Genomic DNA, 13513 nt, shown 5'->3' with positions numbered 1-13513 from the left:
GGATTCTCTCCTTGTAGAAAGATAGCTGATTTAACGGAGATCGTTCAGGGGAACGATACCGGGCGCCGCCGACTACGGGCGGCCGATAGGTCGCCGGACTAGCCTTCGACCGGGGCGGCCGATAGGTCGCCGGACTAGCCTTCGACCGGAGCGGCCTTCTCGTCCGTGTGTTCGTACTTGTTCTCGAACTCGTGGATGAGCTGTCCCATCTTCGCGTACCAGTCGTTCAGCATCCGCTGCATATCGGTCGCGATCTGCGACGGATCGGTCGGGTAGTAGACGTGGTAGTAGCCGCCCTGATCGTAGTTGACCTGTTCTTTCTGGATGAATCCGCTCTGGAGTAGCCGCTGGATCGAGCGGTAGGCGGTCGACCGTTCGCGGTCGACGCGTTCGGCGATCTCGTCGATCGTCAGGGGATCGTCGCTCTCGACGAGCGCGCGGAAGCAATCCTTATCGAGTTGTTTGAGCCCGTGGATACACTCCAACAGACCCTCGCACTCCATGTCCTGCTGGAGTTGTTCTGCCATCGAGTTGGCCATGCGTAACAACGGGTAGGTAGCCCAGCGGTAAAAGGGTTGTGTGAATAGTGTACAAACTCGACGATCCGACGTATGTCGGGGAGGTGTCGGCCGTACAGCCCGTTTCTGACGTCGCCGTCCGGATCAGTCGGCGTCGATCGACGCGGTCTCCCGCGGGGCGCGCTGGCTCCGCCAGACGCCCTGTGCGTAGGCGCCGGCGAACATGCCGACGATCGCCCACAGGATCGTGACGTTACCGATGCCGAGGCTGGCGTAAGCCGCGCCGGGACAGATTCCCGACAGCCCCCAGCCGACGCCGAAGATCGCCCCACCGATCAGCACGTTCCTGTCGAAGGACTTCAGCCGTCGCCCGTACACGTCGCCGGTCAGCGGCGCGCTGTCGCGCACTCGAGGCACCACCGCGAAGGCGATTCCCGAGACGATCGCCGCACCGAACATGACGAACACCAGACCGAAGTCGTCGAACTGGAGGAAATCCAGTACGACTTCCGGTCGGGCCATGTGGCTGAACCCGAGGCCGAAACCGAAGATCAACCCGCCGACGAAGATCACGGGCATGAACAGGGGATGGCGGTTTCCGTCCATGGCTACGGCGTCACCCCCAGCGCCTGGACGAGCTGTGCGGTTCCGATCGCGACGACGAGGAACGTCATCACCCCGACGATCGACGTCCTCGAGGCGGAGCCGACGCCGCAGACGCCGTGGCCGGACGTACATCCCTTTCCGATCCGGGTTCCGATCCCGACGAGGATGCCGCCGACGAGCAGTCGCCAGGGCTGGACGTCCGTCGTCCACGTCCCGCCCTGCCAGACGACGGCGTAGACGGCCGCTCCGAGGACGATGCCCACCGTGAAGACGATCCGCCAGTCGCGAGAAGAGCGGTACCGCTGGAATCGGGACTGCTTCGAGACGTACGACAGCGTCGACTCGAGGAACGTGCTCGCGCCGGCGGCGATTCCAGTACCGACGTAGATGACGACCGCACCGAGGCCGACGAGCAGTCCGCCGACGGCGTACCGGTAGATGCCGTTCGGGAACAGCTCCGCGGTCAGCGACAGCGAAACGAGGTCAGCGACCATTGGATCAGGGAACACGCCGATCAGTCGTCCGTCAGCGAGCCCTGGCTCGCAGCGCAGTTGTTCGGACCGAGCTCGAGTTCGAACGCCGTCTCCGCATCCGTCTCTTGCTGACCGAGATTCGTCGCGATGATCTCCTCGTGGTTAGCCGGACGCGGCGGCATGTCCGAGAGGATCAACTCGACGAACTCGTCTTCGTCCATCGTGAGCGCCGCCATCTTCTCACGTAAGTCCTCGATTCGAGCCGTGTAGGTGCCGTCCTCGGCGGGAACGGCCGAATCGCTGAAGTGAGCGCCGCCGATCAGGGTCTCGTCAGGGAGCGCGAGCACGCGCTCTTGCAGCGTTTCGGAGAGCTGGCACGCGGCGTCCGCCACGCCCTCGGCCCCCTCCTCGAGGTCGGGTCGGGCGACGCTCTCGACGAACAGGGTGTCGCCGGTCGCGAGCAGCGAGTCGTCGATCAGATACGAGGTCATCCCCGACGTGTGACCGGGCGTGTAGACCGCCTGGACGGTCGCGTTCCCGACGTCGAACTCGTCGCCGTCGGCTGCGAGCGTCGTCTCGTCGGCGTACGTGACGCCGCGATCGACCGCCGCCTCGGGGATGACGGTCTCGATACCCTCCGCAGCGAGTTCGCGGAGACCGGAGACGTGATCCGCGTGGATGTGCGTATCGAACGCGTAGGTGAGGTCGACGCCGAGTTCGTCGGCGTCGTCGAGGTAGCGCTGCGTGAACGCTCGGAGCGGGTCGATCACGGCGGCCTCATCGCCGTCGACGACGAGATAGCCGAGACAGCCGCTCGAGGGGCGCAGATACTGGAACAGCGTCCCGGCGCCGTCGTAGCGCTCGACCTCGACGGCCTCGTAAATACGCGCCCAGCCGTTCATCCCGTCTTCGAGGTGGTTGACCTCGTAGCCGCGGTCCTGAAGGGCGGCCGCGACGTACTCGCTCGAGCCGCCCTTCGCACAGAGGACGGTGATCTCGCGGTCCTTCGGTATCCGCCCAAGAACGTCGTCGTCGATCTCCTCGTCGAGGAACGCGAAGTAGGGGACGTTGATCGACTCGACGGTGTCGGCGCTGATGTTCCACTCCTCGTAGTCCGATTCCGTTCGCACGTCGAGGAGCGTGACCGCATCGCCGGCGTCGAGACGCCCCTTCAGATCCTCGGGGTCGATCGATTCGACGGGTGCATCCAGTGTGGGGAAGTCCATGTCGTCCATGTTGTACACTGCACCGTAGTTGGTCCTCTCACTTAAGGGTTTGCATGGTATTTCCTTTTTTCCACAATACAGTGTGGGCCTCCCGATATCGGAAAGTTCCGTACCGAGCACCCATGGCCCCCAAATCACGACCCACGGCGTGAAGAGAGGGGGATGAGAAGTCCGCCATTCACACAATAACCGATACCCTTTTGTGGCACTAGCTGATATTGTGTGATAGCTCCAATACAGAGCACATAATCAATCCATGAGTTCGGAACACAACGTCACTGAGACGCTCGACGTGAAAGGACAGTCCTGCCCGATGCCGATCGTGAAGACCAAGCAGGCGATCGACGACCTCGAGGAGGGAGACGTGCTCGAGGTCGTCGCGACCGATTCGGGCAGCATGAGCGACATCCAGGGGTGGGCCGACAGCACCGACGGCGTCGACCTCCTCGAGCAGGTCGACGACGGCGAACTGTACACCCACTACGTGAAGAAGACGGTCTAAAATGAGCACGGATACCCCCACGACGACCGACGACGCCGACGACGTCGACCTCGAGGTACGGGTCGAGGAGCTCGAGGAGCAACTGGCGGCGCTCGAGGCTGACACTGACGATCGAAAGAAGATGACGATCGTCGCTACCCAGGGGACTCTCGACATGGCCTACCCGCCGCTCATCCTCGCGAGCACGGCGGCGGCCTTCGACTGGGAGGTCATCGTCTTTCACACGTTCTGGGGCCTCGATATCCTGCACGAGGAGAAGTCCCGGGACCTCAAACTGAGCGCCGTCGGCAACCCAAGCATGCCGATGCCGAACGCGCTCGCCGCGCTCCCCGGGATGGACGCGATGGCGACGAAGATGATGCGAAAGAAGATCGACGAGAACGGTACCGCCACGATCGAGGAGCTGATCGACCTCTCGCTCGAGAGCGGTGTCGACCTCCAGGCCTGCCAGATGACCATCGAACTGATGGAGTACGACGAGGAGGACTTCTACGACGGCGTCACCACCGGCGTCGGTGCGGCCACCGCCCTCCAGCACATGGCGGAGTCCGACGTCCAGCTGCTCGTCTGAGCCCCGTTTCGCCCGCCCGCTGGATCTCACTCCGAAACTGAACGCCCCGCTGTCCGGTTCGTTCTGCGACCTGTCCTCGCCGCCGAGTGACGCGTAAATCATCATACAGTTCTTATTCCCGCTGGCGACGTACCCTCGAGTATGGCAACGACGAGCCGGTCACCGGGAGAGGAATCGTTCGCGCGTCTTTCGAGCGAGGACGTGCGATCGTTTGTAGACGCGTTCCGCGGCGAGGTACTCCGGCCCTCCGATCCGGAGTACGAGACCGAACGGCGGGTCTGGAACGGCATGATCGATCGGCACCCTGCGATCATCGCCCGCTGCACGGGCGTCGCAGACGTCGTCGCGGCGGTCGAATTCGCTCGCGAGCAGGGACTGCCCGTGGCGACCCGAGGTGGCGGCCACAACGTCGCCGGAACGGCCGTCTGCGACGGCGGGGTCGTCGTCGACCTCGCGGAGATGAACGGCGTTCGGGTCGACCGCGAGTCCCGAACGGTGCGCGCCGAAGCCGGCGCGACGCTCGGCGACGTCGACAGGGAGACGCAGCTGTTCGGCCTCGCGACGGCGCTCGGGGCCGTCTCGGAGACCGGAATCGCGGGGCTGACGCTCAACGGTGGCTACGGCCACCTGAGTCGCCAGTACGGGCTCGCGCTCGATAACGTGACGAGCGTCGACATCGTTACGGCAGACGGCCGCGTCCACACCGCGAGCGCCGATCGGAACGAGGATCTGTTCTGGGCGGTTCGCGGCGGCGGCGGCTCCGTCGGTATCGTCACCTCGATCGAGTACACCCTCCACGACGTCGGCCCCGACGTGTACGTCCTCTTCACGTGGTTCCACGGCGACGACGCGAGCGCCGTGATGGCTGCCTTCCGACGCTGGGCCGAGAGCGCCCCTCGAGACGCCGGCGTCCTGGCCTTTGCGGCGCACGTTCCGGAACTCGAGGAGTTCCCCGAGAAGGCGTGGGGCGAGCCGGCGCTGGCGCTTCTCGGCTCCTACCGCGGCGACGCGAGCGACGCCGAGGACGTCTTCCAGGTGCTGCTCGAGAGCGCGACGCCGGTGGTCGACCCGAGCGGACCGATGGCGTTCGTCGACATGCAGTCGATGCTCGACGAGGACTACCCGGACGGGCTGCGCTACTACTGGAAGTCGATCTACCTCGACGAGCTCACCGACGAGGTTATCGAGCTCATGGTTCGGGTCAACGAATCGGCACCGTCGGCGCTGTCGACGGTCGACCTCTGGCACCTCGGCGGTGCGGTCGGCGAGGTTCCGCGGGACGAAACCGCGTTCTGGCACCGCGACAAGCCGTACATGCTCACCTTCGAGGCCAACTGGGAGTCCCCCAACGAGGACGAGGCGAACGTGGCCTGGGCCCGCGAGGGAATCGCGCAGGCACAGGCGCTGTCGGTCGCCTCGGGACGGTACGGAAACTTCCCCGGCATGAACGAGGACCCGGCGAAACTCCTCTACGGCGGCAACTACGACAGACTGGCCGAGATCAAGTCGGCGTACGATCCCGAGAACGTGTTCGCCGGAAGCGTCGATCCCCGACCGAGAACCGAGTGAGGGTATTTCGCCGGCCGTCCTCACGTCCGCTCGAGTTCCGGTTCGATGTACACCTTTTCGATCAGCGGCTCGCGGGTCTTGAGCGCGGCTTCGATTTCGGTGATCCGGTCGTCGATCGTCGCCGTGTCCAGTCCCGGATCGAACGCGATGTCGGCGGTTACGAGCACGCTGTCGGGGCCGAAGTAGACGGTTCGGAGTTCCTCGATTTCGACGACGCCGTCGTGTTCCCTGACGAGTTCCTCGAGCCGGTCCTGGTGGCGAGCCGGAAGGGACTCGCCGAGCAGCAGTCGCTTGTTCTCGATGCCGAGTGCGACGGCGAACCCCATCAGTAACAGCCCGATGAGAACCGCGCCGAGGGCGTCGAAGCGGGGATCCCCCGTGAGCTGGGAGAGCGAGATCGCGACGAGCGCGATCGCCGCCCCGGCGACCGCAACCGCGTTTTCCGTGAGAACCGCGAGGACGGGCGTGTCGCTCGTCTTCTCGAACGCCTCCTTGAAGTTGCGCCAGCCGCGTACCTCCGTCTCGGCCTCGAGTGCGACTCGAGCCCGCCAGTAGGAGATGCCGTCGAAAACCAGCGTCAGGACCAGGACGAAGTACGCCAGGTAGATCGCCGGCAGCGTGAGGCCCCGAACCGTGACCGAGCCGCCGGCGAGCGAGCCGCCGGCCCGGAGCACGTCGATCCCGTGAGAGAGGCTCTCCCAGCCCGCGATGCCGAACAGGAGGACCGAGACGAGAAACGCGTAGAAGAAACTCGCCTTCCCGTAGCCGAACGGGTGGCGCCGGTCGGACTGCTTGCGAGTGTAGAACGTTCCGATCAGGAGCAGCACCTGATTGCCCGTGTCCGAAATCGAGTGATAGGTTTCCGCCAGCATCGACGGACTGCCGGTGAGCAGGAACGCCCCGAACTTGGCGACCGCGAGGCCGACGTTCGCCGCCATGGCGACGAGAATCACGGTGAGCCGTTCGCTGTCAGCCATTACGCCCACTGCTCATTGGACGCATATAAGATCCCCCGACCCGCAGAGGGTTCGCGTCTCCGACGAACACGCACTCCGCATAGGTCGGACGTCCGCCGGTGTCGACGGCCGCACGCTCGAGTCACCTTCCGTACGATTACCGATGTGCATAGAACGGCGGTCGTGATGCCGGACGGAAATAGGATATTTATGCCGTGACGGCGAGGGGACGAGTAGTAACTCACCGTGAGATCCGATGCCCACTGAAAACCTCATCACGACCACGCACGTCGGGAGCCTCCCGCGTTCGGAGACGGTCCGGGAGCTGCTTCGCGGGGACGCCGACCCGCAGTCCGAGTCGTTCGACGACGCCGTCACCGAGGCCGTCCGCGACGTCGTCCGCAAACAGGCCGCAGCCGGCATCGACGTCGCCAACGACGGCGAACAGAGCCGGCTCGCGTACTCCGTCGACGTGACGAACCGCCTCTCGGGGTTCTCCGACCGATTCGCCGAGCGCGAACTGCCGGCCGACCTCGAGGACTATCCCGAGTTCGCGGAGGTCGCGCTGGGCGACATCGAGACCATCGGCGGTCCGATCGCGACCGGCCCCATCGAGTACGTCGGCACGGCGGACCTCGAGCGGGATCTGGCGCGGTTCGACGAGGCAGTCGAGGCCGAAGGCGTAACGTTCGCCGATCGCTTCCACACCGCGCCATCGCCGGGCGCCGTCCTGCGGTTCACCGAGTCCGAGTACCACGACTCGAACGAGGACTACCTGTTCGACCTCGCAGCGGCCCTGCAGACCGAGTACGAGACGATCGTCGACGGCGGCGCACAGCTCCAGATCGACGCCCCCGAACTGCTCGCGGGCTTTACGATCACCTACAAGGACGCCTCCGTCGAGGAGTTCCGCGAGCACGTGCGGACGTACGTCGAGGCGATCAACCTCGCCCTCGAGAACGTGCCGAGCGATCGGGTCCGCCTTCACGCCTGCTGGGGGAACTATCCCGGTCCGCATCACCACGACGTCGACCTCGACGACGTCATCGACCAGTTCTACGAGGCGGCCGTCAGCGGGCTGGTCGTCGAGGGGGCGAACCCGCGTCACAACCACGAACACCGGACGATCGCGGAGCACCCGCTGCCCGACGGCTGGACGCTCATCCCCGGCGTGATCGACGTGAAGACGAACATCGTCGAACACCCCGAAACTGTCGCGGACCGACTCGAGCGCTTCGCCGAGAGCGTCGGCGACCCGTCGCGGATCGTCGCGGGCTGTGACTGCGGGTTCGAGACCGTGATGACCGCAAACCTCGTCTATCCCGACCTCGTCTGGAAGAAACTCGAGGCGCTATCCGACGGAGCGAGACTGGCCTCCAGGCGTCTCTCTTGACATCCTCCCCGCCGTAAACGGGGGCTTCCCACACGGTGGGAATGCCAGTCAGTCGTCGTCTCCGGAACCTTCGGTACTGGCGGGCTGCACGAGACCTTTGGTCTCGTGAACGCTGGGCGGGGTTCCGACTCTCGAAACGCCGTGAGCGTCATCTGCGAGGGTGTCTCGCTCGTCTCACGGCGTCTACCCGATGTGCTTGCACGAGTGACACGTCTTCGACGTGACGAATCCCGCATGACTACACGCAACTCGCCCCAGGCGTTCGCCTGCACCATCGTCGGGGGGAAGACTCCATGGAAACCCACAATCGGCCCATAGACGAGGGGCGTCAGGGACGACTCAGCAGTCGCGAAGTGCCGGACTCGAGGTATCGATCGTCGCCTTCAGCTGGTAGTGCTCCCAGGCGACCCCCACGGGGAGGTCGACCCCGTAGCCGTAGTACTCGTCGTCGGGATCGAAGCCGCCGAAGACGCGCAGATCGAGGTCGTCACTGCCGGCAATAGCCGACTCGAGGTCGCCCGCCTCGAAGGCGAGCCACAGGTCGTCGCCCTCGACGTCGACGCGGACGGGGTCGACGCCGTCGTGATCCTGCGTGAGGCCGTAGAACGTCTCCGGGTCGATCGCCGCCACGGCGTCGGGGAGGTCGTAGCGCAACAGCGTCTCGCCACCTCGCCGGACGACTTCCTGGTGGGAGCCGGCGTCGGCGTCGACGCGGAGCATACGGCCGTCGATCTCGGGGGCAACCGTACCCCGTTCCTCGAGGCGGTCGAGGGTGAACGGCCCGAGGTACTGTCCGGACTGGAGGACGAGGTCGCCTTCCTCGCCGAGGACGGTGCGTTCGATCTCGAAGTCGTTGCTCGCGACGAGATACGTCTCTTCGGATTCGAGGGGCTCGCCGCCGACGTACACCGACGGGATCTCGGTGTCGCCGTGGTGGGCGACATACTCGTACTGAATCCCCGACACCTGAATGTTGGTCTGGACACCGTAGTCGCTGTCGGCGGTCATCGGGCTCGTCACGTCCTCGAGATACTGCTGGAGGACCGCCCCGGTCACCTCGACGACCCAGATTTCGTTGGGGAACGGCAGGATGTTCATCACGTCGAGACCTGTGATCTCGCCGGGACCGTAGGTGGCGTCGGACCGGATGCCCCCGGAGTTCTGGATCGCAACGTCGACCACGAGACCGTCGCCGTCCCCGTGGTCGCCGACCTCGCGCATGACGTCGGTCATCAGATTACCCCACCGGCTCTCGCGGCCGTAGTTCGTATCGAACGTCGCATCGAGTGCGACCTCGCTTTCGAAGAACGGCCGGCCGAGTTCCTCCTCGAGGTCGGCGAGCCACTCGTCGGCGTGCTCGCGGAGCCACGCGTCTTCCTCGACGTCGTGGACGTCGACCGGCCGGTGGTTCTCGTGGTCGCTCGGCGGCTCGCCCTCCTCGGAGTTGTAAAGGTCGATGCGCTCCCAGTCGACCAACTCGCCGCTGGCGACGTCGAACGTGAGCCGGCCAACGTGATCGAACTCGTCGCCGAACTCGGAGATGACGGCGCCGTGGTCTTCGTTCGGCTCGTCGAAGACGACCCCGGAGTGTGAGCCGACGACCGCATCGACGCCGTCGACGCTGGCGATGGTGGGGTGATCGCCCGTGTTGGCGTGGGAGGCACAGACGATGAACTCCGCCCCCGCGTCCTGGAGGGCGTCGACGGCCTGTTCGGTCGCCTCTTCGTGACCGAGTACCTCCCAGTCTTCCGGAAAGTCGGTGATGCCGTGGAAGCCCTCGACACCCATCCCGAAGACGCCGACGGTGTGGTCGCCGACCTCGAGGGTCGTCCACCGCTCGGTTCCCGGCACCGGTTCGCCCTCGTCGGTGAGCAGGTTCGAGATCACCCACGGGAACTCGCTCTCGGCGAAGCGCTGCTCGGCGACCTCGACGCCGAAGTCGAACTCGTGGTTGCCCGCGCCGATGACCGCCGGCTCCATGTAGTTGAGCGCCGGAATCATGTGCTCGCCCTCGAACTCGAGGCCGAGAATCGAGGGGGCGATGTCGTCGCCGATCCCGAGGAAGATCGCGTTCTCGTGTTCGGCACGCAGTTGCTCGACCATGGTATGATACCGTGCGATGTTGATCTCCGGTTCGTCGGCGTCCTCGAAGCGCCCGTGGAAGTGCGTATCGTGGATGATTGTCAGCGTCTCTGCCTCCTCTGCACCCGCGACGCCGGAGAGGCCGAGCGTCGCCAACGAAACGCCGGCAGTCGTCCCGAGGAACTGACGACGGTCGACGGTGACTGCGTCGGTTCTCGTTTGTGCTTCGTCCGCTCCCCTGCCATCGAATGACATACACTGCTCACGTTCAGATAACGATCGTAAAAAGATTTCCAATGCCCATCGTCCATGCAAATAGGATATGGTACAGGTATAACGAGGGTGGCAAATCAGCCCTCTGGTGTCGACTGCAGGGATGCTGGTGCTCGCCATCGGATGGGGCACAGTGGCAGCGGTACCCCGGCCACAGATCACCAGTATCGGGACCCACATCTGGGAGTGCCTCGAGGGCCGTCACAGGCTGTCGAGGCGGACGCCCCGACCCTCGAGATGAGGTCAGTGCCTGACATCAATCGCTCCAGCAGGAATACGCTCTCTGAGGGCGCCCGGTGACGGGCTACCCCGGCACCGCTCGAGTCCGATTACCAGTAGTTACCATATTTTCGAAAAGTATTACAGGGTTGGTGTCGCTCATAGGATAATGACCCAGTCTCTTGTAGCCGGGAGCAACGAGATACACGAGCAGATCGTCGACGGAGTCGCGGCCCTCGAGGGAACGGACCCGCTGGAGTTGCCGCCGCTGTTCGATGCCGTCGATCCCGATGCCCTCGAGGCGATTTTCGCTCCGACCGACGGCGGGACGCCTCGAATCGGTCGAATCGAATTCCCTTACGCAGGCCACACGGTGACGGTAGTCCGTGAGGACGAACCGATCGTCCGAATTGAGTAAGGCGCTGGCGCCCGTTTCAGACGATGGCACGCGTCAAAACGGGTCGATCTGTCTCTGAGACGCCCCCGTTCGTCGGAATCGCAGCCGAAGGCTCGCCCTTCGGCTGCGTGATGGGGTCTGGCTCGAGCAGAGACGACGTTCACGATCGAGATGATGCAGGCTCACATGGCGGATCACGACCACGGTGACCACCACGACGGTGACGCAGGTCACTGATGGTTGTGAGAGATGTCCCAACGCGGAAGGGAAGCTCTCGCCGTTTCCCGCGAGAGATTTCACACCGTGAGATCGGCCCGTCGCAAGAGTTGTGCGTTGATCGCGACGATGACGGTACTCACCGACATCAAGACGGCACCGACAGCAGGTGAAAGCAGGATGCCGATCGGCGCGAGGATACCCGCGGCGAGCGGGAGTGCGAACACGTTGTAACCTGCCGCCCACACGAGGTTCTCCTGCATCTTTCGGTAGCTCTTTCGGCTCAACCGGACGAGGTGTGCGACGTCTCGCGGATCGTTCTCTACGAGGACGACGTCGGCGGATTCGACGGCGACATCGGTCCCCGAGCCGATGGCGATCCCAACGTCGGAACGCGTCAGTGCGGGTGCATCGTTCACCCCATCGCCGACCATCGCCACGAGCTGCTCCCGTTCTTGCAGCTCGATGATTTTCTTGTCCTTGTCCGCTGGAAGGACTTCGGCGAAGTACGTGTCGATATCGAGTTCCTCAGAGACGGCGCGGGCGACGTCTTCCGTATCACCGGTGAGCATAGCGACCTCGACGCCCATCCCGTGGAGGGCTTCGATTGCCTCGAAGCTCTCCTCGCGGATCACGTCCGCGAGCGCGACTGCGCCCACCGCCTCGCCGTTTCGAAGCAGGTAGACGACGCCCTGTCCGCGTTCGCCGGCCTCGCCTGCGAACGCCTCGAGGGACGAGTCGAGTTCGACCTCGAGGTGACGAAGCAGGTTCGGCCCCCCAACGTAGATCGTCTCGCCGTCTCGTACGCTGTTCCCGTCCGCGCCAGTGGTCACAGCTGCGTCGACGTCCACGGTTGCGCGAACCCCGCGGCCTTCGAGCGCCTCGAACCCACGGACGCTCGGCACGGAGAGCCTCCGGTCGTCGGCTTCTGCACGGATCGCCTCGGCGATCATGTGCTCTGAGTCGCCTTCAGCGGCGGCCATCACCGCCAGCAGTTCGTCCTCGTCCCACTCGCCGGTTGTAGTGACATCGACGACGCCCTGTTCGCCTTCCGTGAGCGTGCCCGTCTTGTCGAAGACGATCGTATCGAGGTTGCGCGCCTCCTCCATGGCGATCCGATCGCGGATGAGCATCCCGTTTTGCGCTGCCATCGTCGTGTTGATGGCGACGACCAGCGGCACGGCGAGTCCCAGCGCGTGGGGGCAGGCGATCACCAGGACGGTGACGACCCGCTCGACGACCGTCAGCCCGAAACCGGCGGCGGCGGTCCACGCGACGGCGGTGACTACCGCCACGGCAATCGCGGCGTAGAACAGCCAGCCCGCCGCTCGATCGGCGAGTACCTGGGTTCGGGACCGACTTTGCTGGGCCTCCTCGACCAGTCGCATGATACCCGAGAGCGTCGTTTCCTCGCCCGTCGCGGTGACGCGGACGCGCAGGCTCCCGTCGCGGTTGGTCGTTCCGCCGATCACCTCGTCGCCCGGCTCCTTTTTGATCGGCCGTGACTCGCCGGTGATCATCGCCTCGACGACGTTCGACTCGCCCACCTCGACGACGCCATCGGCCGGAACGTTGGCCCCGGGTCGCACGAGCACGAGATCGGCTTCCGCGAGGTCGTCAACGCGGACTTCTTCGACAGCCCCGTCCTCGGTAATGCGTTCGGCTGTATCGGGCATCAGTTCGGCCAGTTCGTCGAGCGCGCCCGACGCCCGTCGAACGCTTCGCATTTCGATCCAGTGGCCGAGCAAGAAGATGACGACGAGCGTGACGAGCTCCCAGAAGAACGGCTCGCCGATGCCGAAGGCGACCGCCGCGACGCTGTAGACGAACGCGACGGTGATGGCGAGCGAAATCAACAGCATCATTCCCGGCTCGCGGTTTCGGGCCTCGACGGCCCCCATCCGCAGGAACGGAACCCCGCCGTAGAGGAAGACGATCGTACCGAGAACCGGCCCGACGAACGCGCTCCCGGGGAACGCTACGGCGGCGTAACCGAACCACTCCTGAAGCATCGGGCTATAGTACAGCACCGGGAGCGACAGGACGAGACAGACGAGAAATCGCTGCTTGAACATCTCCTCGTGACCGGCGTGATCGACGTGCGCCTCGTGGTCGTCGCCGGCGTGATCGGCGTGCGCTTCGGGCGCGTGGTCGGAGGGGTCGTGAGCGAGTTCTTCCTCCCTGTGGTCGTGGTGAGGCGACGACTGTTCACCTCGTCCGGTCCGCTCGGCGGTTAACCCACAGACTCGACAGCACGGACAATCGCGGTCGGTCGGTTTCTCACTCCGTGGTCGCTCTTCCTGGACGTGATGTGAATCGGGTGTATCCGCGGGGTCGTATTGTGACATGGGTAGTGTCTGCGTCGCAGCCGTTTCCGGGGTTCGTCGAGTCCGTCACTGAAGAGCCACCCAGTGAGGAACGAAGTGAGTCGGTGGCGGTCGCTGTTCCTCTTGTTTGTCGTACAGGATCCTAATTATTGTGGGGGAGTCCCCTCGTTCGGAAAGAAATTTCG

The 13513-nt window shown here is 64.7% G+C and carries 12 protein-coding genes; 5 read left to right on the top strand and 7 right to left on the bottom strand.

What is annotated here, in order from left to right; all coding sequences use genetic code 11:
* Window positions 1–134 precede the first annotated feature (134 nt).
* The 4 genes from NMQ11_RS17765 to NMQ11_RS17750 all read right to left on the bottom strand — a co-directional run bounded on the left by NMQ11_RS17765 (window position 135) and on the right by NMQ11_RS17750 (window position 2832).
* Window positions 135–539, bottom strand: a complete 405-nt coding sequence (locus NMQ11_RS17765; protein ID WP_255171036.1) for a helix-turn-helix domain-containing protein — start codon at window positions 537–539, stop codon at window positions 135–137.
* A 123-nt stretch (window positions 540–662) separates the two neighbouring features.
* Window positions 663–1124 carry a YeeE/YedE family protein gene (locus tag NMQ11_RS17760; protein ID WP_255171035.1) on the bottom strand — a complete coding sequence of 154 codons (462 nt, stop codon included), beginning with the start codon at window positions 1122–1124 and terminating at the stop codon, window positions 663–665.
* Between the two features lie 2 nt (window positions 1125–1126).
* Entirely contained in the window at window positions 1127–1618 is a 492-nt protein-coding gene (locus NMQ11_RS17755; protein WP_255171034.1) for a YeeE/YedE family protein, read from the bottom strand.
* A gap of 20 nt (window positions 1619–1638) precedes the next feature.
* Complete coding sequence (locus NMQ11_RS17750; RefSeq protein WP_255171033.1) at window positions 1639–2832, bottom strand: MBL fold metallo-hydrolase; 1194 nt, start codon at window positions 2830–2832, stop codon at window positions 1639–1641.
* Between the two features lie 247 nt (window positions 2833–3079).
* Between NMQ11_RS17750 and NMQ11_RS17745 the strand changes: the two genes are divergently transcribed.
* The 3 genes from NMQ11_RS17745 (at window position 3080) to NMQ11_RS17735 (ending at window position 5465) form a co-directional block, all read left to right on the top strand.
* Entirely contained in the window at window positions 3080–3325 is a 246-nt protein-coding gene (locus NMQ11_RS17745) for a sulfurtransferase TusA family protein (protein WP_255171032.1), read from the top strand.
* A gap of 1 nt (window position 3326) precedes the next feature.
* Window positions 3327–3896 carry a DsrE/DsrF/DrsH-like family protein gene (locus tag NMQ11_RS17740; protein WP_255171031.1) on the top strand — a complete coding sequence of 190 codons (570 nt, stop codon included), beginning with the start codon at window positions 3327–3329 and terminating at the stop codon, window positions 3894–3896.
* A 141-nt stretch (window positions 3897–4037) separates the two neighbouring features.
* On the top strand, window positions 4038–5465 hold the full coding sequence (locus NMQ11_RS17735) for an FAD-binding oxidoreductase (RefSeq protein ID WP_255171030.1): 1428 nt from the start codon (window positions 4038–4040) through the stop codon (window positions 5463–5465).
* A 20-nt stretch (window positions 5466–5485) separates the two neighbouring features.
* On the opposite strand, the gene NMQ11_RS17730 is transcribed toward NMQ11_RS17735, so the two are convergent.
* Window positions 5486–6442 (bottom strand): cation diffusion facilitator family transporter, encoded by a 957-nt coding sequence (locus tag NMQ11_RS17730; protein WP_255171029.1) that lies wholly within the window; start codon window positions 6440–6442, stop codon window positions 5486–5488.
* Between the two features lie 235 nt (window positions 6443–6677).
* Here NMQ11_RS17730 and NMQ11_RS17725 point away from each other — a divergent pair, with 235 nt between their 5' ends.
* Window positions 6678–7814: a uroporphyrinogen decarboxylase/cobalamine-independent methonine synthase family protein gene (locus tag NMQ11_RS17725; protein WP_255171028.1), complete on the top strand. Its 1137-nt coding sequence runs from the start codon at window positions 6678–6680 to the stop codon at window positions 7812–7814.
* Window positions 7815–8153: 339 nt separating this feature from the next.
* Here NMQ11_RS17725 and NMQ11_RS17720 read toward each other — a convergent pair whose 3' ends face one another.
* Window positions 8154–10151, bottom strand: coding sequence for a bifunctional metallophosphatase/5'-nucleotidase (locus NMQ11_RS17720; protein ID WP_255171027.1), 1998 nt, complete (start codon window positions 10149–10151; stop codon window positions 8154–8156).
* Between the two features lie 406 nt (window positions 10152–10557).
* Between NMQ11_RS17720 and ddfA the strand changes: the two genes are divergently transcribed.
* On the top strand, window positions 10558–10806 hold the full coding sequence (ddfA, locus tag NMQ11_RS17715) for a DdfA family disk-determining factor (protein WP_255171026.1): 249 nt from the start codon (window positions 10558–10560) through the stop codon (window positions 10804–10806).
* 275 nt (window positions 10807–11081) lie between these two features.
* Here ddfA and NMQ11_RS17710 read toward each other — a convergent pair whose 3' ends face one another.
* A complete protein-coding gene (locus NMQ11_RS17710; RefSeq protein ID WP_255171025.1) occupies window positions 11082–13349 on the bottom strand; it encodes a heavy metal translocating P-type ATPase in 2268 nt (755 codons plus the stop codon).
* Window positions 13350–13513: the final 164 nt, after the last annotated feature.

This window comes from Natrononativus amylolyticus, from assembly GCF_024362525.1.
Lineage (GTDB): Archaea > Halobacteriota > Halobacteria > Halobacteriales > Natrialbaceae > Natrononativus > Natrononativus amylolyticus.
This window is presented reverse-complemented; position numbering and strand designations above follow the sequence as displayed.

Excerpts from the sequence above, each read along its gene's own strand:
- NMQ11_RS17765 (WP_255171036.1), bottom strand. The coding sequence starts at position 539 with ATGGCCAACTCGATGGCAGAACAACTCCAGCAGGACATGGAGTGCGAG.
- NMQ11_RS17760 (WP_255171035.1), bottom strand. The coding sequence starts at position 1,124 with ATGGACGGAAACCGCCATCCCCTGTTCATGCCCGTGATCTTCGTCGGC.
- NMQ11_RS17755 (WP_255171034.1), bottom strand. The coding sequence starts at position 1,618 with ATGGTCGCTGACCTCGTTTCGCTGTCGCTGACCGCGGAGCTGTTCCCG.
- NMQ11_RS17750 (WP_255171033.1), bottom strand. The coding sequence starts at position 2,832 with ATGGACGACATGGACTTCCCCACACTGGATGCACCCGTCGAATCGATC.
- NMQ11_RS17745 (WP_255171032.1), top strand. The coding sequence starts at position 3,080 with ATGAGTTCGGAACACAACGTCACTGAGACGCTCGACGTGAAAGGACAG.
- NMQ11_RS17740 (WP_255171031.1), top strand. The coding sequence starts at position 3,327 with ATGAGCACGGATACCCCCACGACGACCGACGACGCCGACGACGTCGAC.
- NMQ11_RS17735 (WP_255171030.1), top strand. The coding sequence starts at position 4,038 with ATGGCAACGACGAGCCGGTCACCGGGAGAGGAATCGTTCGCGCGTCTT.
- NMQ11_RS17730 (WP_255171029.1), bottom strand. The coding sequence starts at position 6,442 with ATGGCTGACAGCGAACGGCTCACCGTGATTCTCGTCGCCATGGCGGCG.
- NMQ11_RS17725 (WP_255171028.1), top strand. The coding sequence starts at position 6,678 with ATGCCCACTGAAAACCTCATCACGACCACGCACGTCGGGAGCCTCCCG.
- NMQ11_RS17720 (WP_255171027.1), bottom strand. The coding sequence starts at position 10,151 with ATGTCATTCGATGGCAGGGGAGCGGACGAAGCACAAACGAGAACCGAC.
- ddfA (WP_255171026.1), top strand. The coding sequence starts at position 10,558 with ATGACCCAGTCTCTTGTAGCCGGGAGCAACGAGATACACGAGCAGATC.
- NMQ11_RS17710 (WP_255171025.1), bottom strand. The coding sequence starts at position 13,349 with ATGTCACAATACGACCCCGCGGATACACCCGATTCACATCACGTCCAG.